Here is a 20,486-nt window from a genome sequence, read left to right as displayed (position 1 = left end):
AAACCAGTGGAAATAATTTTGTATGTTTCTCTTCAAAACTATCCGAGAATCTTTTGCAAGTCTACTGTTCTAAACTCAAAAGATAAAGTTGGAATAATAAAAAAATTAAACATGACATTAGTATAATCTAATAATAATATGTGGAATTTTAAATAACGTGAATAAGATGAATATGGAAACCAATCATTACTAGGTTTATATCCGTAGAAATGTCTTTGTTAGGTTGATTATATGTCAACAATTTAAAGGAAGTTTTTTATAAAGTTTGTGGATAGTCAAGGATTTACTAATCTTTACAGTGCGTTTGCTGCACAGTTCAAGGATACTATATAATAGGAAATTGATCTTTAACAATGAGGCGCGATTGTTGAAGATAACAGCTATAGAATGATCAAACAGTTTTTGAAAAATGGATGGAAAACTGATTTAGTCTGTTACTAGAGAATCCATTATAAAAAATAATAAATTCTACATAGTAAAAAGAACAGAACTATCATCAAACCCGATATTATCTTTAGCAGCAGAGAAACCACCAGTTCAAACTGGTGGTTTTGATTGTTTTTCGTAAGTTGATATAATAATAAAATAGGGGTGATGGAAAGTGTATTTAATTAAACTAATACAAGTAAGTCAGGATACTGTTAGGCTGACATTTGCCTGATTTAAGTGTCTAGTCAATAAGCCAGGTTAACCCTAAGCCTTCTCCAGGAAAGATTAAAAAATAATTCATACTATTTTCATTGCTATAAATCTGATAAGCACTTTTTAAAAATTGCCTGAATCTCTTTTAAAAACAGATCAGCAGCAGTGGAAAAAGTCTGATGCTTCTTCCAGACAATATTTAGTCCAGATTCCAGCCTTGGCTCTAGCGGTCTAAAACAAAGATTACTAGCATTAGAAGTATTTACAATTTTATCGAGGACTACTGCATATCCAACGTCCTCTTCAACCATAATCGCAGCGTTATAGGCAAGATTGTATGTTGCCACCACATTTAACTTTTCAAACTCCTCACCAAACCAACTCGCAAATTCATTTTCAGGAAAAGTCTGTTTCATAGCCTGTCGGGAACATATTAACGGAACATTTAGTAAATCCACTGGTTTAATGGTGTCTTTCACAGCAAGCGGATTGTCTTTCCTCATAACCACGCCCCAGACATCTTTGGCTGGGAGGTTGATATAATTATATTTAGATAAATCAGCTGGTTCTATCAAAATACCAAAATCAAGTAATCCTCGGTCGAGTCGATTCGTCACATCTTCTTCATTTCCACTGTATAGGTGATATCGTATATTTGGATAACTTCCATGTAATTCTTTCACTACCCCTGCAATGTGTTTCATGGCATCTGTTTCCCCACCACCTATGTAGACGTCACCACTTACTGTTTCTTTCATAGAACTAAATTCTGTCTCTAATTTATCAATCATTTCAATGATTTCCTCTGCTCTTTTTCGTAGAAGCATTCCTTCATCTGTGAGAATGATACTGTGACTACTGCGATTAAATAGTTTTTTTCCTAATTTTTGTTCAAGGTCTTTTAATTGTCTTGACAGAGTTGGCTGTGTAACATGCAAAAATTCAGCAGCACCAGTAATGCTTCCTTCTCTTGCAACAGTGAGAAAATATCGTAAAACCCTTAATTCCATATAAGAATCCCCCTTAATAATGACTAGTATATATAATTTAGATATGCTATTCAAGCATATCATGATATGTGATATGAGTATTTGTTATATGAGTGGATTGTGGTTAAAATTAATACCAAGAGTAAACCAATAGGAAACTTGAACATTCTTTAAATCATCCTTAGAGTTTACGTTAGGTATGCGTTTTTTATAAGCATCATAATTTACTAATTTCTATTGATCGCATGGGTTTTCGGTAACTTAAATACCGAAATAGGATTAATTGGATTTTTTGGGAACACAATTTTTTTAAAAAATAAAAAAATGCCGATCACGATCCCCCTTTTTAAAAAATAGGTAATCAATTCTTGGATTCCTAAGTCTTTAATTAAATGGAATATGTAAACACATTCAAAAAGAAGGGGGTATCTTTCATGCGTACATTGCCTTTGGAAAAGCGAGATGTTACGACGAGCCGTGTCGTTTTAGGATGTATGAGATATGGGGGAAGTTGGGATAACAGTCCTATAACAAAAGAAGCAATTGTTGAAATGGAGAACGCTATTGATACAGCACTTTCATCAGGGATTACGATGTTTGATCATGCCGATATCTATACACTAGGAAAAGCGGAAGAAGTCTTCGGAAAGGTACTAAAAGCCAAACCGGATTTAAGAGAGCAAATGATTATTCAAAGTAAGTGCGGTTTCCGTTTTGCGGATGAAAAAGGGCCAATTCGGTATGACTTTTCGAAAAGCCATATCTTAAGCTCTGTTAATGGGATATTGAAAAGGCTCTCCGTAGAATACATCGACGTTTTGTTATTGCATCGCCCGGACCCATTAATAGAGCCGGAAGAAGTGGCAGAAGCTTTTGACCTATTGAAAAAATCCGGAAAAGTACGTCATTTGGGTGTTTCTAACATGAATAAAGGACAAATCGAATTGCTTCAAGCATATTGCGAACAACCGATTATTGTAAATCAACTTGAAATGAGTTTACTTAAGCGGGATTGGGTGGATCAAGGAGTATTGGTAAACAATAAATCTGGAAAGGCATCTCATTTTGGAGAAGGTTTACTTGAACACTCTATCATGCAGGATATCCAAATTCAGGCATGGTCCCCATTGGCGAAAGGGATTTATTCAGGTAAAGCGGGGAGAAATCTCTCAGAGGCTGATATTAAAACCCGGGAATTGGTAGCAAAAATGGCTGAAGAAAAAGGAACAACAAGAGAAGCAATTGTGCTCGGCTGGCTGATGAGTCATCCAGCAAAAATTCAGCCGGTCATCGGGACAACAAATTTAGAGCGAATTAAGAATAGCCATGATGCGATCCGCCAATCGGAATTAATGACCCGCGAGGAATGGTATTCTCTGTATGTTACAGCAAGAGGCACCAAATTACCATAATGAAAAATATTATCCACAAGGAGGATTCTAATGGAAATACATGACTTTTTAGCACACTTGAATAGAGGTGAAACGATTATAGGCGGTTCAAAGATGCACCAGATGATGCACTATGTCTCACAGGAAGCATTAAAGTTAACCGCAGAGCTGAACGGAAAGTATCATACTCCTAAAGAGATTCAGGGACAATTTTCTAGGTTAATTGGAAAACCGGTAGACGATACATTTGCGATGTTCCCTCCTTTTTATACGGATTGTGGGAAAAATATCAATGTGGGGCAGAATGTCTTCATCAACTCAGGTTGTCGCTTTCAGGATCAAGGTGGTATTACAATTGGTGATGGTGTTTTTATTGGACACAATGTCGTTTTAGCTACCCTTAATCATGACATTGATCCTAGAAAGCGCAGCACGATGCATCCTGCACCCATTACGATTGGTAAAGATGTATGGATTGGGTCAAATGCCACAGTGCTTCCTGGTGTGACGATTGGTGATGGCGCTATTATTGCTGCTGGTGCTGTTGTCACCAAGGATGTACCGCCTACCGTGATTGTTGGCGGTGTACCTGCTAAAATTCTTAAGAAAATAGAAAGCAGCAAGGAGTAATACTGTTGTTTTATTTGTGTCTACTATTGCGAGGTGATTTGTAAAATTATTTAATAAAGAAGGGGAAATGGGTAATGAAAAAAATACTTTTCATTCTATGTTTATTTATAATCAGCTTTGTTCTGTCTGCTTGTGCTACTAGTGATATAAATGAAAGTGAAGAGATAAATGTAGGGGAAATGCCCAATAGTGAAACTAACCAAGAAAGTGAAGAGTCGAATGTAGAAGTAGAGCCAAACAGTGAAACTAACAATGAAAGGGTTGAAGTTGATATGACACCCGAATCAACCATAGCTCTAAATCTTACAATAGGCGACGAAGTATTCTTAGCAAGGCTTTATGATAACCCAACAGCACAAGCACTCATTGAAAAACTCCCCTTAAGCATAGACATGGAGGATCTTCATAGAAATGAAAAGTTCTATTACTTTTCAGATAAACTTCCGACAGATTCCAAAAGACTCGGCAATATTAATGTGGGAGATATTATGCTTTATGGGGACAATTGCTTGGTATTTTTTTATGAAAGTATCTCAAGTTCCCATAGCTACACTCGTCTGGGCTATATCGAAGACGAGGAAAGATTTGCTCAAGCTGTCGGTGACGGTGATATACGCGTTAGCTTTGATTTAATTGAAGATTGATATGTAGTTTTTGTATGAAACCTAAATGAAAAAAGAATTGCGAGCTATAGCTTGTTTGTAAAAATAAATGAATCCTGTATGGACAATGTATTTAAAAAAGATTTAAACTTACCTCTTGACCTAGAGTTAACTATAAGGTTTAACACTGTTTTGTAGAAAGAAGCAGGGATAGACATGGATGAAGGAAATGTTTTAAACCCTGTACAGCACATTCTCAAATTAAATTATTATTGGAGGTTTTTTCTATGGTAATGGCAAAAGCACGAGCTGTTGATGGTCCAAATAAACCATTTCGAGCTGCTGAAATTAAACGACGCGATCTTGATTTACATGATGTTTTGATTGAAATTAAATATGCAGGAATATGTCATTCAGACATTCATACTGCTCATGGCGAATGGGGTGAAGTGAATTATCCTCTTGTACCTGGACACGAGATTGCGGGAATTGTCACAGAAGTAGGACGCGAGGTTACAAAGTACAAGGTCGGGGACCGGGTAGGGGTTGGATGTATGGTTGACTCCTGCGGTGAATGTGAGAACTGCCGTAAAGGAGAGGAACAATACTGTCTAAAAGGAAATGTCCCTACCTACGCTGGTGTAGACAAATACGGTGAACCTACTCAGGGTGGCTATTCTACCCATATTGTTGTAACGGAGGACTTTGTAGTTAGAATTCCAGATAATATCGGGCTTGATACAGCAGCACCATTACTCTGTGCGGGTATTACGACATACTCTCCACTTAATCATTGGGGAGCTGGTCCGAATAAGAAAGTAGCCGTTGTTGGTATGGGTGGTCTTGGTCATGTGGCTGTTAAAATTGCACACGCGATGGGTGCAGAAGTTACTGTTCTGTCTCAGTCATTGAAGAAAAGGGAAGATGGTTTGCAATTCGGTGCCAATGATTACTATGCAACAAGTGATCCTGAGACATTTAATAAACTTGCGGGTACTTTTGATTTAATCATTAACACGGTAAGTGCACAAATCGATATTAATGCTTATCTCTCATTGTTAACGTTGGATGGTACTCTAGTGAATGTAGGTGCGCCTGCAGAGCCATTGGCATTAAATGTGTTTTCACTCATTCCTCATCGACGTTCATTTGCAGGTTCAATGATTGGAGGTATCAGAGAGACTCAGGAAATGTTGGATTTCTGTGCAGAACATAATATTGTTCCTACAATTGAAGTGATTTCGGCCAATCAGATCGATAAGGCATACGAACGCGTATTAGCTTCAGATGTAAAGTATCGATTCGTTATTGACATTAGTACGATGTGAGTTATGTAATACAGAAAGGATGTCTTGAAAGCCTAGCTTTTAGGACATCCTTTCTTATTTCTCCTTTTTAGAATAGGGGAAAGGAGAAACATAGAAAACTTTATTAAAATAGTTGACCTATAGTTAACTCTAAATAGTAAGTTTAGTTACATGATTATATGTAGTTGGGATTTCCATGGGAATAAGTGATAGCTATTAAAATGCCTGAAATGAGATTTATAGACTAGAAAATCTAAAAGGAGATGTAACTAATTCATGTCCATCAAATTGATACAGTTAAAGATTATCTGGGGGACCATGATATATTAGTAGATCAAGCTGAAGGTGAACAACAATCAAAAGCTAGACCTGCACTATCTGACTCAATCAATAATGGAACAATACGAGCAATTTTTCTAATGTTAGATAATAATTTTAGAAAAAATTTGCAAATCAGCCCTTTTATATATTGTGGTACATAGTATATACGAGTGTACTTAAGTTCCGTCGAGAATAGTGATTTTTGAATGGGAGACTAGCTTTTATAATTTCAACTGAGTATATATTTTGTTTGGCTCTTCCCTCATCCGATTTAAATCTTCTCTTGGTGAAAGACCAAACATACGGGAATATTCTCGACTAAATTGTGATGGGCTTTCGTAACCTACACGAAATGCAATATCACCAATATCTGTCGCATCTGCTATTAACATGCGCCTAGATTCCTGGAGTCTTAATTTTTTAATGAACTGAATAGGGCTCATAGAAGTAACCTCTTTAAAGTGCCTATGAAGAGAAGCAATACTCATGTTTCCTATTTTAGCAAGTTTCTCTGTATTGAGAGAGCTGTCATAGTTATTGACAATATGTTCAATAACTTCTCTTATTCTATTGCCATTGCTACCCTCTATTGCCATTTGTTCTAGTGCATACCCATTTGGTCCTTGTAGAATCCAATAGAGAATTTCCTTTGTGAATAATGGGGCCAGTATAGGGATATGCTTGGGAGTTTCTAGCAACCGGATTAGCCTTATAACAGCATCTAAAAGAGTAGATTGTACCTTGCTGACATACATAGCACGTTTGGCCTTTTTCTTCTTTCCCACTTGAATAGCAGGATCAGTTAAAACTTCTACTATTTGATTAGGTGTAAATTCAAGTTTTAGGGCCAAATAAGGAATGTTAGAAGAGGCTTTTATAATTTGCCCGGTAACCGGCAAGTCAACAGATGCAACAATGTAATTACCAGAACCGTATCTAAATCGTTCCTCTGCTAATAACACTTCTTTCTCACCTTGTACGATTATGCAAAAGGATGTTTCATTCACTCTAGCAATTGGTTCGGTAACAATTGATTCACGAATTAAGAATAAAGATGGGATAGCAGTAGGATGTACCCCGTCCTGCTCTGAATAACGTTCAATGAGTTTGGCAAGTTCGTTCTGTTGATTATAGATTTCATCAGACATGTCGGATTCTCCTGTATTTGTGATAGTCACATTTTATCTCATATTTGTCGATCAAGTAAATGCCTTTGATAGAATTAGGCAAAAAAATGATAGAAATAAGATAACGATTGCTTCTAAACTGTTGCATAATATATATAGGCCAATGAATGAAATGTAAGCACCAATATATTTTTTCAAAGAAGGCTATAAAGTTAGGTGAACAATGATTGAAAGAAAATATAACATTATATCAATTACGGGATTTGCTCGTCTGGCAAGCGTATTAGCAATTACTTCAAGTAAATATGTATCAAAAATAGTTCTCGAATATGAGGGGAGTTCGGTTGCATTAAATTACTCGCCCGAGTCTATAATGGATGTTATGTCCCTGGGAATTAGACCTGGTGCTCCATTTAATATAAGGGTCGAAGGGATTGATGAGCTTGAAGCTTTACAATCAATAGATGACCATTTTAGTAAAATGAAATTAATTGACTAGCAACGTTTAACTTTATTAAATTTTAAAAAAGTGAGGGATTATCATGGAATATGTAAAACTTGGGAACACAGGTTTAGATGTATCTCGATTATGTCTGGGATGTATGGGTTTTGGAGACGCTAGTAAATGGATTCACAAATGGGTGCTAAATGAAGATGAATCTAGACAAGTTATAAAAAAAGCACTCGAGTTGGGAATTAACTTTTTTGATACAGCGAATGTTTACTCTCTAGGGACAAGTGAGGAATACCTTGGACGAGCTCTTAAGGAATATGCAAATCGTGATGAAGTGGTAATAGCTACTAAAGTACATGGGCAAATGCATAAGGGTCCAAACGGATCTGGGCTTTCCCGAAAAGCAATTATGAGTGAAATCGATAAAAGTCTTAAGAGGTTGCAAACTGATTATGTAGATCTTTATATTATCCACCGTTGGGATTACAATACGCCTATTGAAGAAACAATGGAAGCATTGCATGATATTGTGAAAGCTGGTAAGGCAAGATACATTGGTGCGTCTGCTATGTATGCTTGGCAATTCCAAAAGGCATTACATGTAGCGGACAAAAATGGATGGACTAAGTTTATATCCATGCAGAATCATTTAAACCTTATTTACCGTGAAGAGGAGCGAGAAATGCTCCCTCTTTGTAAGGAAGAAGGGATTGGTGTAACACCATATAGTCCGCTCGCATCTGGGAGATTGACGCGCGATTCGTCGGAAACAACGTATCGTTCAAAAACGGATCAAATTCAAAAAAATAAATATGATGAAACTGCTGATGCTGATAAATTGGTTGTAGAACGAGTAGCAGCCATCGCAGAGAAATATGGTGTCCCGCGTAGCCATATCGCACTTGCCTGGTTGCTGCAGAAAGAAGTCGTATCATCCCCTATTATCGGAGCTACAAAATTATCTCATCTCGAAGATGCCGTTGGCGCTCTAACTATTAAATTAACAAATGAAGATGTTGTATTTCTAGAAGGACCATATGTACCACATCCAATAGTTGGACATAATTAACGAATGATTTTACAGTTATGAATGTGTAAGTGGGTAAACTAAAGAAAGGTGAATATTTCATAATTATTTCATCAAAATTAACAAGAATTGCCGGTGCTTCTAAATGAAGTTCGGCAATTTTTGTTAATCAAAATAATTGATACTTATAGCAACTAACGGGCGCTTATGATGAGCAAGGTTAATTTGCCCTTATAGAGCGAAATTAACATCGTCGGCTCTACCGTCGGATACTCTTTATAGTTCACTTTTATTAATTTTTTGAATAAAGGATGATAAAACCTTATTAGTTGCTAAATCTTTGCGTCTAATAAGATGTGTTTCCATAAGTCAATAAGCTACTGGAAGAGGGGTTGAGTTGCATTCTATTTCTTGGGTTTTATTAATTACTGATACAGGAAGAACTGCTGAAGCCAACCCCGACTTCACACAATTTACCAAAGTGTCTAAGGTACTAACTTCGATAAAGTTAGTTGGTTTCTCCTCGTTACTGTCTAACCATTCTTCTAAAACCTTTCTAAATGGCCATCCTTCTGGAAATATAGTCCAAGTCTTTGATGTCTGTTCAGCTTTAACTCCTTTTTTTAGTAATTAGACTAACTACATCTTGAATTATATATTCGATTTCGAACAAATTAGTTTTTTGTTTGGCCTGTTATAAATGGAGCATCAAGCTTGTATTTCTGGATCATCTCTAATAATTTTGGTGATGTTCCTGTTATTAACGAAATCGATACATTAGGATGCTGTTTTTGGAAATCAGAAAGTATATTCATAAATTTATTTGAGGCAAGTGTCTCAACAACTCCAATAGCTAACTTCCCCCCAAAGTTTTCTGCTTCTCGAACAGCAGGAATTGCTTTAACCCGTTTATTTATGGAAGCTGCATGTTCATAAAAAATCAAGCCTCATTTAGTTAAACTAAGGCCTTTAGGGTGTCTATTAAATAGCGTAACCTCTAGTTCAGATTCCAGTTTCTTAATTCGATTGGTGATATTAGACTGTACATAGCCTAGTTTGTCTGCTCATTTAGAAAAAAATTCCTCGTGTTTAGATAATGAGTTCATGATAAAGAGGAGACGCTTTTTCAAAGGTACCTTATATCATAAATCATAAATCTTAAATCTAAATAAGTTAAAAGTATTTTTTATAAAACTCTTTTCTCAATTTTCCACTTAACTGAGCATAGATACTTATCTATACCAGCCCGATTAGATGAAGATAAGTATTCTTTAATTCCTTGAGTCGAAATGGATTTGGGATTGATATCTTGGAAGTGACGGACTAAAAGCTTCGCTTGCAGTCGGTATGCATATAAGGTGTGGGGTGAAAAACCTTCAATTTGTTTTTTAGCTTTGTATGCTTCCCATGCTTTGGTTAGTTGCATAGCTTGATACCTCCAATATATTTGAATGTCATAGAGAAATTATTTCCATTTCTAAAGAATAAGAACAATAAACCTCTAATTTATGGTAAAGTTTTGGTATGAAGAACTGTTAGATTGTGAATTGTTGATCTTAAACTAACTGGCAGGTTAGTTTAAATAAATAATAAATAATAGTATTATATTTATATTACAAACAGAAAGGTGTGATGTCTTATGGCATATAAACTAAATCAAGTTAACACAGCAGGTTTTGTCTTTAGGAAAAAGTCTATACAGAGGAGATGTCACATTGAAATTGACAGAAGAAAAATTTGAGGTTGTTTCAGAGACAGAAAGATTAGTAATAAGACCATTACAGAAAACCGATTATGAAAATTGGCTAAATGAATTTGAAAACCGTTATCCATCTCAATATCGCCACGATAAAGGAAAAATAGATATGAGTGATTGTACACAGGAATGGTTTCATAATCTGGTAGATAAACACCAAGAGTTAGCACTTACAGATACTGCACACGTATTTGGTGTGTTTAAAAAAGAAGACGGTACACATTTAGGTATGGTGGATTTTTCAACCTTAGCAAGAGATGACTTCCAATGGGGTAGGATAGGATACTCAATCCATAATCAGCATTGGAGAAAAGGGTATGGTAACGAAGCGGTAAAAGAAGCACTTAATATTGCTTTTAAACATTTGAAATTCCACCGTATAGAAGCCCATATCAATTTAGATAATTCTGCTTCATTCAACTTAGCAGAGAGTGTTGGGTTGAAGTATGAATGTACAAGAAAAGGATTTATTTTCGAATTTGGAGAATGGACAGATAACCTAATTTATTATAAAAATTCTATTGAGTAAGTTTCTTTCAACTGAAAAAGCGATTGTTCATTAAGAACAGTCGCTTTTTCACTAAAGGGTGCGTTTCTCAAATAAGAAAATGCATGCCTTTCTTTAATTAAATGGCAGAATAGTTCAAGAAGAGCAATGATTAACTGAAGTTCTACAATCGTGCCATTTTATTGAATAAATGTGTTAAATCATACTATTGCAACCAATAGTTGCTGTGTGGTTGGTGGTGTGCAACCTGTAAAACCGATACGATTACAGTAATCATATTGAAAAAGGAGCGTTGCATTATGTCATTAGGTTCTAATATTAAAAGTAAAAGAAAATCTTTAAAGTTATCGCAAGAATATGTAGCTGAACATCTTGGAGTGAGTCGACAGGCAGTATCAAAATGGGAAACAAACCAGTCAGAACCGTCAACAGATAATTTAATGAAACTGGCTGATTTATTTGATAGTGATATGAAAGAATTAGTTTCTCCTGAGCAATATGTAGAAGAACAAAAAGACGTCGAAGCTCGGATTGATGGAAGTAAAAAAGATATAAAAATGCAAATGGCAGCTGTCTTTGGTCGAATTATTATGCTGGTTGGTTTTTTAGGTTACATGGGTGCTCCTTCCAATCAATCAGATATGGGTTCAATGCCTCTATGGTTTTCACAAATGTGGTATGGTGTCCTATTTTTAATCGGAGCAGTCTTAACATTCGTAGGAGCGAGGGATTATTTCAATAGAAAATCCGGATCGAAAAAAATCATATGGCTTGATTTGTTATTTGTTTTCTCTTACTTTTTATATGGGATGTTGCCTTTTGAAAGAAGTATAAATGCATTCGTCACAGGTGTTTTTGGTACTGTCATTTTAATTATCAAAAACATTAAATTTTTCATACCGATATGGAGGAAGCCAAGGTCATCAGATAAATAAAATTTTGAATTAACCCTCTTAGGTATATATCGCAATCAAGGTGCGATTGTGAAACGAAATGTAAAATAATGTACTTAAAGTAACGGGTGCAATAGTGGAACAAGCTGCTGCCATTGTTAAACTAACTGACAGTAATGTTGAACTAGAATCTATCGCCCGATAAAAAAGAATAATGTAAAATAATTCTAACGAAAGGTGTGATGTCTTATGGCTTATAAACTAAATGATTTTGAAAAAGCGAGTTTTATTACTAAGAAAATTTATGCTAAGGAGATGTCATTTTGCCAAAAAAAGAAATTAATCTTTTGTCAGAGACTGAACGATTGGTGTTAAGACCTTTAGAAAATATGGATTACGAACGGTGGCTGGAGGGATTTAGTAATACACTTCCCCAACAGTACAAACATGACGGTGTTAAAATGGATTTGAGTGAGTGGACTCAGGAAAAATTTAACGAGGTGGTTACAAGGCATCAGCAGTTAGCCATTCAAGATGAAGGGTACATTTTTGGTGTATTTCGGAAATTTGACAATAAGCACATCGGCATGGTCGGGTTCTGGACGGTAATGAGACGTGAATTTCAGTGGGGGTTTTTGGAGTATAGGATTCACAATCAGCACTGGGGAAACGGATTTGGTAAAGAGGCTGTCCAGGAAGGACTTAGTATCGCCTTTAAGAACCTTGACTTCCATCGAATCGAAGCCCATATCAATATAGATAATCCGCCTTCAATTAGTTTAGCGGAAAGTGTTGGGCTTACTTATGAGTGTACAAGAAAAGGATTTACCTATGAGTTTAATGAATGGACAGATAATTTCATCTACTACATGAATTCAAAATAAAGTGATATTCAGCTACTTGGGGGTAAATTAGTGTACTGTATCAAACCAATTGTGAAAAAATGTACTTAAACTAACGGGTGCAATAGTGGAACAAGCTGCTGCCATTGTTAAACTAACTGGCAGTAATGATTAAGAAGGAATGAAATTTATTAAAGCCTAAAAGCAAGGAGATATTAGATATGTTTTTAGCACAGCCAACAGTAGACTTAAAAACAAAATATATTGATTTTTACCAAGAGTGGAAGGAAAGCGAAGAGGAAATGATACCATTCGTAATAAAAAAAGACCCAGAGAATTTCCAATCGTTGCTTAACTATTTATCTGATTGCGAAAAAGGGATAGAACCACCCGAAAGCTGGATACCAGAAAGTTCGACTTATTGGTTAGTAGATAATCATGAGTTGATTGGTGTCGTAAATATTCGTCATCGCTTAACGGAGCCACTGTTTAATGGTGGAGGTCATATCGGGTATGGCATTAGACCTTCAAAAAGAAATAATGGCTACGCTATCCAAATCCTCTCGTTAGCATTAGAAAAAGCAAAGGAAATGAATTTAGAAGAAGTCCTTTTAGTTTGTAATTCTACTAATACCGCATCAAATAAAGTTATATTAAATAACGGCGGAATAAGTGATAAGGATTTCATTGATGAAAAGAATAATACATTAAAAAGGTATTGGATTAAACTGAAATAATTTTGCATTCTTGTTAAGCTAAAGGGTGCAAAAGTTCAACAAGAGGATCGTCATTTGTGGTGGTCTTTTTCGATGTAATTGAAAAGGGCTTTTGGGATGCTATGTTAAAATTAAAGTGTGAACAATGGTACTTTAATTAACGGGCAGTTTAGATTAAGTAGATAAAAAGGATTAAGGGGATAACAAAATGCTAACAGAAAAAGTCCATATTGCTGTGCCAACAGCTTTTTTTGAAGATGAATCTTTAAATATTCAAGGAACAATAAGCCATATAAGAGATCTGTATAAACAAGGAGTAAAATCTGTCCTTGTCTCTGGAACTACTGGAGAACAGCATAGTCTAAGCCTCCAAGAGAAAATTGAAATAATAAACGGTTTAGAATTGGAAGAAAAACTCCTTAGTAATATGGAAATTATATTTGGGGTGGCTTCAATTAGACAGAAAGAAGCAGAGGAATTAGCTGAAAAGATTCGCCACACAAAAATATCTGGTATCATGCTAGGGTATCCACCGTATGTTATACCGACACAAGAAGAAGCATTCGTTTATACAAAGAGGATTATGGATCATAGTAATAAACCTACAATTTTATATAACAATCCAAAAAGAACTGGATTTGATTTATCAGAGAAAAGTATTATTCAATTAAGTAAGATAGACTTAGTGGTTGGAATAAAAGATGCTGGAAACAAAGAAAAAGTTGAACGAATAAAAAACGGTATGCATAGAAATGATTTTTATTTTTATGCTGGTGGAGAAGTAGATTTAGAAGAAAAAGTATTAAATGGATATGATCGCCTTTCTTCCATTGCTGGGAATATTTCACCGACAGAAATTAGTCAATGGTTTCAAAAAGTTCTTATGAAGCAAAAAGTAAGTAAACAAGAAAGCGAAAAGACAGAAAATATTATGGAACAAGTTTATCAAGGAAATGCTATTGTGAATCTAAAAAAAATTATTAATCATAAGGGTATTCCAATGGGGATTTGCAGGAGTCCAATAGGTAATATTTTAGACTGATTACTAAAATGTTTATCTAATTATGTAATTTTTTCTGAATTGCTGCACTTAAAGTAACGGGTATCAATAGTTAAACAGTGGGTCGTCGATTATGGCGACTCTATTTTTCTGTACCGAAATAGTTATTGTAATTTTTGTTAAAATTAATATGTGAATTAAAGTGCTTAAATTAACGTTGCATTGCAGAAGAGTTGAAGAAGATATTATTTTGGATTCAATGTAAGGAGAGATATTTATTAAGAAATTAATTGTAGTTCTCATCATTCTTTTGTTAGCAGGATGTGGCAATGTTCAGCACCATAAAGATTTAGGAGAGTCGGTTTATTCGATAGTAGAAGATAAAAACAATAGTGAAATAAGTCTTAAATCATTAACGTCCTTTGATTGGGAAAAGGCATTCCTTTTTACACCTTATACTACTCAAGAAGGAATAGAAAAACAATTAGATGTTAATTTTAATGACCCAAGTAATATCGACTATAGAGACGATATATACCTATTAGTGTTTATGAATGGTGGAAAAGTTGGTCAATATGTTGAAGTAGATCGTCAAGGTGCTGATTTTACAATAGGAGAAAAGAAATATCTAACCCCTTCTGATGATTTAATATTTATTGAAAGGAATTAAAGAAACTTTTTTAATGTAGTAACGGTTGCTTTACTTTAATACAAGGGGGAGGTATGAAATGCAAAAATGTAAAAACTGTGGTGGAAATTCATTTGTAAAGGTACCAGAGTTTGAAAAAGAACTAACTGTCTGTTTGGATTGTGGGGAGGTAGTTTCAATAAGGTTCGTAACCCCAAGTATATTAAAGAAATATATCAATCCAGATAATTTCAAATAACATATATTAAAGTAGAAAAGATTTGTTTTTATAATTGTCTTACCTAAATAGAAGTGTGATTATCACCAGAGATTATTCAACAAATAAGCCTTGGGGGTTAAAATATGAAACAATTAGGGACGCTATACTTTTTCTGTGGAAAAATGGGCGCAGGAAAATCAACTAAATCAAAACAATTGACGATAGACAAACATGCGGTACTGATATCTGAGGATGAATGGCTTTCATCTCTTTATCCCAATCAGATTGCAACATTTGAGAACTATCTAAAATTCTCAGCGCAGCTTAAGCCGATGGTGAAAAAGCATGTCCAAAACATATTAAGTGTCGGTACAGATGTAGTGATGGATTTTCCAGCTAACACTCAAAAACAGCGAAAGTGGTTTTTGGATATGGCGTCAGAGGTCAATGCAAGCCATCAACTAATTTTCCTTAATTTAAATAACGAGAAATGCTTACGTCAAATTGCACAAAGGCGCAACGAACAACCCGAAAGAGCGGATTTTGACACGGAAGCGGTGTTTAATCATGTTACTAAATTTTTTGAAGTACCAGAGTTATCCGAGGGTTTAAATATTTTGGAATTTAGCGGGAAAGAATAACAATAAGTTCAATGATTCGTGTGTATAGAATACCTTCTGTTTCTGTAGGGTACTCAATAAGATATAAAATGAAAAGTGAGTAGGAAAAGTCTCAAATATATATATGTTAAAATGGATATAACTTTGTGAAGTGGCACAATCAAATTAATGGGTGCAATAGTTAAACTGGGGGCGTCGATTATGGCAACCCTATTTGTTGTACTGGAATATTATTGTAATTTTATGTTAAAACCAATATGTGAACTAAAGTACTTAAATAAATGTTGTTAGTACTCTACCATAATCAAAGGGAGATGATCTTTTGAAGAATTTTTTACTAGGTATTGGTTTAGCTTTAATTTTAGTTGGCTGTACGAATGAAGGAAGTGAAGAAGAACAAACAAATCCTTCACTTAGTTTAGAAGAACAGATACAAGAAGTAATGAATCAACACGATTATCCACCACATACTATTGTAAACTATGAAATTAAAAATGATTTTATTTATGTATTTACAGATACTAGCGGTTCCTTAAATGTTGCAGTTCTGCAATACTCCACTGATTCAATAGAGTGGCTTATGGACTACACTTCAATCGAGAAGTTGTCTATTGGAGATCCAGAATACGAAAACTTACCTGTTCTAACTGTCGTTAAAACGGAAGACGCTAATATAACTGGTGTTAAAGTGTTGGGAGAACCTGCAAAAGGACTTCAATATTCTAAAGAAGTTACCGAGGATTACACAATAGATACGAAATACTGGATACACTTCACAGAAATGAAAGAAGAGTATGCAGATTTTAAAAACCAAAACCTTCCTGTTAATTCAATCGAATTGATTGAGTGAAGTGAAAACTCAAAAAAAGCTGTGGTGGTAACTAGTCTACTGAAAATTAATTCAATTGCACATATCCCCATTAGCTAATATGCTTAACCATAACGAAACAAATATAAAGGGGCAGGAGCCTATGAGTAAGGTGAGCAATTGTCTAAGCATGATAGAGTTGTTATTGGCTCGAAAGAAAATGAAACTAGAAGAGCTTGCTGAGGAGTTGGAAGTTAAGCCCCGTATGATTCGTACGTATAAAGATGAATTAGAAAAGGCTGGCATTTATGTGGAGAGTGAGCGTGGAGCAAATGGAGGATACTCGCTAAATAAGCAGACATTTTTACCGATTAGAAATTTTGATGAAAACGAAATACAACAATTGCAAATTGCGATCAAAAGCTTTTTGTCTAGAAAACCAGATGAATCAGCTACATTGCAGCATGCATTTGAGAAAATTAAAGCAGCACAGCGTGATTTAGATTTGAATAGTCGCCATTTTTATTTTGCAAATGATTATTTGATTAATAATGAAGTTGGCAATGCTTCCGCACATTATAAATTATTATATGAAGCGTTTAATAAAAGTAAAAGTGTTGAAATAAGTTATATAGCAGCTTCAACAAATGAAACAACACGTCGCATTATTCATCCATATGCTTTTGTTGTATATGATGAAAACCTGTATTGTACGGCTTTTTGTGAAGCGAAGCAAGCAATGCGCAATTTTAAAATAATGCGTATTCAAGAAGTAAGTATACTAGATCAAGCGTACGTGCTACCGAAAGATTATGATATTCGTCAAGAATTTCCTAACTTAGGGTTTATTAAAGACCCGATACAAGTGGAATTAATCATCCATCCGCCTCTTGCTAATCGCATCAAAGAGTCTATTTATAGTGACGACCAGGTAATCGAAGTACTAGACAACTACGACATCCGGTTTAAAGCGACATTAAATGGGCAACAATCAATCAAAAAGTGGATTCTTGGAATGGGAATGAGTGCGGAAGTTATTCAGCCACAAGCACTTAGAAGTGAAATAAAACAAGATATTGTGAATTTAGTTGAAATATATAACAAATAAAATGTTATGTGACACGTATACCGCCACATTGACTTGTATACTAAGAAACAAATCTAATTATTAGGTTTGTTTCTTATTTTATTTAGTAAACTTTAGAAAGGATGATCGATTATGAGTAGAACAACAGAATTTGTATTAGGACTTATTGGAGGTATTTTAGGTTTTTTTGGCGCAATTATTGCGCTGTTTGTTGGGGGACTGGATGCAGCCTTTAACGAAACAGGTTCAAGTTCAATAACCGGTCTTGGCTGGTCGGCATTCCTATTTTCTGCATTAGCAATTGTAGGATCAGTAGTTGTGAAATCAAAAGCTAAATTAGGCGGAATTTTATTACTAGTTTCTGCTGTTGGAGGACTAATTAGTATTTCATTCTTCTATCTAATATCTGCGGTACTAATTGGTATTGCTGGCATTATGGGATTAGTACGAAAAGATAAAGTAAAAAAAGAATCTAATTCTATCAGCGCGTAATAACAAAAAGGGGACAATTACTTATGAGAAATATCTATTATTTATTATTAGCGGTATTATTGCTACTATTATTGGCAGCTTGCGGTGAATCACAAGTAGAAGAAGTCGAAAGTAGCGATACTTCAGAAGAAACTGTGGAGGAAACTGAAGCAGACGTAGAAACAGAAGAGGCAGCAGCAAGCGAAGAAGAAAGTGAATCTGAAGAAGAAAAAGTATATGGTATTGGTGAAACAGTATCTATTGATGGTATGGAAGTAACAATTGATCGTGCCACTTGGGTAGAGGCTAGCGAATACATGGCTGCAGAAAACGGTAATGTCTTAAGGTTAGAAGTAAGTTTTCATAATAAAAGTGCTGAAAGTGGCTATGTAGACAATACAGAATTCTCAATTTATGACGGAGATGGAAATATTATTGACGCTTACTATGGCAGTGATGACGCAGATACAAACATGTTTAGTATTGATTTGAAAGAGGGGAAAAATGCAACAGGGGCTTTAGAGTATGATACGGGTGAATCGGAGTTTTTTGAAGTGTATTATGAGCCAATGTTCACATTTAAAGAAAACGCTGAAGTAGAATGGAAGATTAATAGCTCAGATATTGAGTAACTACATTCTCCTTTATTAGATTGATTTTCTTGAAGTGGAATAGAGGGAGGTGATGATAATGGCAGTTAAACATTTGCCAACAGGAATTGTGCATAGTGGAACAAAGGGTAGGAAAACGGGTTGCGGATATTACACAACAGAAAACTCAAGTCATTGGATGAATACTACTTCTAAGATCACTTGTGAAAAAAACGGTTGTAAAAATTAAATTAACATACAACAGAAACAAGCAATAAATAGACTCATAACTAAGCACTGCAATTGGCAATCTTGTCATTTAGCGGTGCTTTTTTTACTTGATTGTCAATCAAGCAAGCGAATACGGATGATGATAGTACATATGGAGCACGCTTATCGTTTTTAATACAAAGATACAAATAAAAAATGAATACAACGTAAATTTTCGGATGTTTTAATAGTATTTTCGGATAGTTAAGTTTTATGAAAGCAGTTACACTACATGTAAGCGCTTAACAAAAAGGGGAGAGATAATGATGAAGAAACTTGTTCTTATGTTAATCAGTTTAATTGGGGTCATTGGATTAGCTGCATGTGGTAATGATGGAGACGAAGCGTCTTCTGGAAGTGATGTGGTAGAACTAACATTATGGAACGACTGGACAGAAGATCGTCCTGAGAACACAACATATAAAAGTATGGTAGAAAAATTTAATGAGCAAAACGATAATATTAAAGTAATAATCGAAGCAATTCCACACGATCAATATGAAACGAAACTCAGAACACAAGCCGCTGGAAAACAGTTACCAGACATGTTCCGTGTTTGGCCAGGGGCAAGATTTGCTCCATTAGTAGAAGGTGATACCGTTCTTCCAATAACTGAAATCGCTGATAACTGGGAGGGCTCTATTCCAGAAGGTATTATGAAGGATTATGCAGTTGATGGAGAACAATATGCAATTCCAGGTAACATTAGTGAAACGAGTTTAATCTTCTATAACAAAGAATTAGTAGCACAAGCAGGTTTTGATACGTTTCCTGAAACATATGAAGATTTAACAACATTAATTCAAGCATTAAATGATAATGAAGTAACGCCAATTGCACTAGGAAACAAAAGTATTTGGCCGTTGCAATCTGTTTATATCTCAACAATTGCTGATCGTTTTACTGGAAGCGATTACTTGCCAAATGTATTAAATGGTGAGGGTACGTTTGAAAATGAACAGTTTATTAAATCATTAGCTGTTATCGAGGAATTAACAGCGTTAGATGCATTCAACGCTGATATGAATACGTTGGATGAAGCACAAGCGAGAAACAACTTTATTAGTGGGAAAACGGCTATGCACTTCGCGGGCTCATGGGCTATTGGACCAATCCTTGACAGCGTTGAAGATGTAGATGCTATTGGTGTTGCAGGATTCCCAACCTTTGCTGGAGGCGAAGGAGACCAAGAGAAAATTGCAGGTGTTGCAGGTGGTGGAATCGCGCTTAATAGTGAGCTAAGCGGTGACGAGAAAGAAGCAGCATTTGAATTCTTAAAGTTCTTCTATAGTGATGAAATGTATCGCCAATTACTAGAGGCGAATATCACGGTTCCTGTAGATATGGAAATGGGAGAAGACGTGCCGCAAGTATTCCAACAAGCTAACAAATTAGCACAAGGTGGATTATCACCAGTTTACGATGCGACATTAACGCCAGAATTAACGGATATTATTAATAACGGTCTTCAGTCTATTACAATCGGTGAGAAGACACCTGAAGAGCTTGCTGCTGAAATGCAAGAGAGTGTAGAAAATGAATAATTGAGGTTATCAATCATACAGTTTGCCATTATTTTGGCAAACT

At 35.3% G+C, this 20,486-nt stretch carries 25 protein-coding genes and 1 pseudogene; 20 read left to right on the top strand and 6 right to left on the bottom strand.

What is annotated here, in order from left to right:
* Positions 1 to 743: 743 nt before the first annotated feature.
* Positions 744 to 1,652: a LysR family transcriptional regulator gene (locus D2K60_RS11395; RefSeq protein ID WP_117170108.1), complete on the bottom strand. Its 909-nt coding sequence runs from the start codon at positions 1,650 to 1,652 to the stop codon at positions 744 to 746.
* Between the two features lie 413 nt (positions 1,653 to 2,065).
* Here D2K60_RS11395 and D2K60_RS11390 point away from each other — a divergent pair, with 413 nt between their 5' ends.
* The 4 genes from D2K60_RS11390 (at position 2,066) to D2K60_RS11375 (ending at position 5,582) form a co-directional block, all read left to right on the top strand.
* Complete coding sequence (locus D2K60_RS11390; RefSeq protein WP_117170107.1) at positions 2,066 to 3,043, top strand: aldo/keto reductase; 978 nt, start codon at positions 2,066 to 2,068, stop codon at positions 3,041 to 3,043.
* A gap of 30 nt (positions 3,044 to 3,073) precedes the next feature.
* Entirely contained in the window at positions 3,074 to 3,652 is a 579-nt protein-coding gene (locus tag D2K60_RS11385; protein WP_117170106.1) for a sugar O-acetyltransferase, read from the top strand.
* A gap of 74 nt (positions 3,653 to 3,726) precedes the next feature.
* Positions 3,727 to 4,296, top strand: a complete 570-nt coding sequence (locus D2K60_RS11380) for a cyclophilin-like fold protein (RefSeq protein WP_205418601.1) — start codon at positions 3,727 to 3,729, stop codon at positions 4,294 to 4,296.
* Positions 4,297 to 4,541: 245 nt separating this feature from the next.
* Positions 4,542 to 5,582 (top strand): NAD(P)-dependent alcohol dehydrogenase, encoded by a 1,041-nt coding sequence (locus D2K60_RS11375; RefSeq protein ID WP_117170105.1) that lies wholly within the window; start codon positions 4,542 to 4,544, stop codon positions 5,580 to 5,582.
* Positions 5,583 to 6,103: 521 nt separating this feature from the next.
* Here the strand turns inward: D2K60_RS11375 and D2K60_RS11370 are convergent.
* Positions 6,104 to 7,030 carry an AraC family transcriptional regulator gene (locus tag D2K60_RS11370; protein WP_117170104.1) on the bottom strand — a complete coding sequence of 309 codons (927 nt, stop codon included), beginning with the start codon at positions 7,028 to 7,030 and terminating at the stop codon, positions 6,104 to 6,106.
* Between the two features lie 202 nt (positions 7,031 to 7,232).
* Here D2K60_RS11370 and D2K60_RS11365 point away from each other — a divergent pair, with 202 nt between their 5' ends.
* Positions 7,233 to 7,508, top strand: coding sequence for an HPr family phosphocarrier protein (locus D2K60_RS11365; RefSeq protein WP_117170103.1), 276 nt, complete (start codon positions 7,233 to 7,235; stop codon positions 7,506 to 7,508).
* A gap of 43 nt (positions 7,509 to 7,551) precedes the next feature.
* Entirely contained in the window at positions 7,552 to 8,532 is a 981-nt protein-coding gene (locus D2K60_RS11360; RefSeq protein WP_117170102.1) for an aldo/keto reductase, read from the top strand.
* A gap of 327 nt (positions 8,533 to 8,859) precedes the next feature.
* Here the strand turns inward: D2K60_RS11360 and D2K60_RS21305 are convergent, their stop codons facing one another.
* The 4 genes and pseudogenes from D2K60_RS21305 to D2K60_RS11340 all read right to left on the bottom strand — a co-directional run bounded on the left by D2K60_RS21305 (position 8,860) and on the right by D2K60_RS11340 (position 9,916).
* Positions 8,860 to 9,072, bottom strand: coding sequence for a LysR substrate-binding domain-containing protein (locus tag D2K60_RS21305; protein WP_117170101.1), 213 nt, complete (start codon positions 9,070 to 9,072; stop codon positions 8,860 to 8,862).
* Between the two features lie 92 nt (positions 9,073 to 9,164).
* Positions 9,165 to 9,434 carry a LysR family transcriptional regulator substrate-binding protein gene (locus D2K60_RS21145; RefSeq protein WP_117170100.1) on the bottom strand — a complete coding sequence of 90 codons (270 nt, stop codon included), beginning with the start codon at positions 9,432 to 9,434 and terminating at the stop codon, positions 9,165 to 9,167.
* Between the two features lie 3 nt (positions 9,435 to 9,437).
* Positions 9,438 to 9,542: pseudogene (locus tag D2K60_RS21300) on the bottom strand (LysR family transcriptional regulator); the annotation flags it as partial.
* A 134-nt stretch (positions 9,543 to 9,676) separates the two neighbouring features.
* Entirely contained in the window at positions 9,677 to 9,916 is a 240-nt protein-coding gene (locus D2K60_RS11340) for a hypothetical protein (RefSeq protein ID WP_117170099.1), read from the bottom strand.
* Positions 9,917 to 10,205: 289 nt separating this feature from the next.
* Here D2K60_RS11340 and D2K60_RS11335 point away from each other — a divergent pair, with 289 nt between their 5' ends.
* The 14 genes from D2K60_RS11335 (at position 10,206) to D2K60_RS11280 (ending at position 20,443) form a co-directional block, all read left to right on the top strand.
* Positions 10,206 to 10,775 carry a GNAT family N-acetyltransferase gene (locus D2K60_RS11335; RefSeq protein WP_117170098.1) on the top strand — a complete coding sequence of 190 codons (570 nt, stop codon included), beginning with the start codon at positions 10,206 to 10,208 and terminating at the stop codon, positions 10,773 to 10,775.
* Positions 10,776 to 11,053: 278 nt separating this feature from the next.
* Complete coding sequence (locus D2K60_RS11330) at positions 11,054 to 11,689, top strand: helix-turn-helix domain-containing protein (RefSeq protein ID WP_117170097.1); 636 nt, start codon at positions 11,054 to 11,056, stop codon at positions 11,687 to 11,689.
* 281 nt (positions 11,690 to 11,970) lie between these two features.
* Positions 11,971 to 12,531, top strand: a complete 561-nt coding sequence (locus tag D2K60_RS11325; RefSeq protein WP_275896250.1) for a GNAT family N-acetyltransferase — start codon at positions 11,971 to 11,973, stop codon at positions 12,529 to 12,531.
* Between the two features lie 179 nt (positions 12,532 to 12,710).
* Positions 12,711 to 13,226: a GNAT family N-acetyltransferase gene (locus D2K60_RS11320; RefSeq protein WP_117170096.1), complete on the top strand. Its 516-nt coding sequence runs from the start codon at positions 12,711 to 12,713 to the stop codon at positions 13,224 to 13,226.
* A gap of 187 nt (positions 13,227 to 13,413) precedes the next feature.
* Positions 13,414 to 14,247, top strand: a complete 834-nt coding sequence (locus D2K60_RS11315; RefSeq protein ID WP_117170095.1) for a dihydrodipicolinate synthase family protein — start codon at positions 13,414 to 13,416, stop codon at positions 14,245 to 14,247.
* A gap of 268 nt (positions 14,248 to 14,515) precedes the next feature.
* Positions 14,516 to 14,875, top strand: a complete 360-nt coding sequence (locus tag D2K60_RS11310) for a hypothetical protein (RefSeq protein ID WP_240335299.1) — start codon at positions 14,516 to 14,518, stop codon at positions 14,873 to 14,875.
* A 58-nt stretch (positions 14,876 to 14,933) separates the two neighbouring features.
* Positions 14,934 to 15,092 carry a hypothetical protein gene (locus D2K60_RS20675; protein ID WP_162880762.1) on the top strand — a complete coding sequence of 53 codons (159 nt, stop codon included), beginning with the start codon at positions 14,934 to 14,936 and terminating at the stop codon, positions 15,090 to 15,092.
* Between the two features lie 104 nt (positions 15,093 to 15,196).
* On the top strand, positions 15,197 to 15,694 hold the full coding sequence (locus tag D2K60_RS11305; protein WP_117170093.1) for a P-loop nucleotide/nucleoside kinase family protein: 498 nt from the start codon (positions 15,197 to 15,199) through the stop codon (positions 15,692 to 15,694).
* 301 nt (positions 15,695 to 15,995) lie between these two features.
* Positions 15,996 to 16,523, top strand: coding sequence for a hypothetical protein (locus tag D2K60_RS11300; RefSeq protein ID WP_117170092.1), 528 nt, complete (start codon positions 15,996 to 15,998; stop codon positions 16,521 to 16,523).
* A 121-nt stretch (positions 16,524 to 16,644) separates the two neighbouring features.
* The gene (locus D2K60_RS11295) at positions 16,645 to 17,589 is read left to right on the top strand and encodes a helix-turn-helix transcriptional regulator (RefSeq protein ID WP_162880761.1); all 945 of its coding nucleotides are present in this window, start codon (positions 16,645 to 16,647) and stop codon (positions 17,587 to 17,589) included.
* Positions 17,590 to 17,700: 111 nt separating this feature from the next.
* Positions 17,701 to 18,060, top strand: coding sequence for a DUF4064 domain-containing protein (locus tag D2K60_RS11290; protein ID WP_117170090.1), 360 nt, complete (start codon positions 17,701 to 17,703; stop codon positions 18,058 to 18,060).
* A 23-nt stretch (positions 18,061 to 18,083) separates the two neighbouring features.
* Positions 18,084 to 18,671, top strand: coding sequence for a DUF4352 domain-containing protein (locus D2K60_RS11285; protein WP_117170089.1), 588 nt, complete (start codon positions 18,084 to 18,086; stop codon positions 18,669 to 18,671).
* 58 nt (positions 18,672 to 18,729) lie between these two features.
* Positions 18,730 to 18,879: a hypothetical protein gene (locus D2K60_RS20670; RefSeq protein WP_162880760.1), complete on the top strand. Its 150-nt coding sequence runs from the start codon at positions 18,730 to 18,732 to the stop codon at positions 18,877 to 18,879.
* 286 nt (positions 18,880 to 19,165) lie between these two features.
* Complete coding sequence (locus D2K60_RS11280; protein ID WP_117170398.1) at positions 19,166 to 20,443, top strand: extracellular solute-binding protein; 1,278 nt, start codon at positions 19,166 to 19,168, stop codon at positions 20,441 to 20,443.
* Positions 20,444 to 20,486: the final 43 nt, after the last annotated feature.

Source organism: Paraliobacillus sediminis, from assembly GCF_003426055.1.
This window is presented reverse-complemented; position numbering and strand designations above follow the sequence as displayed.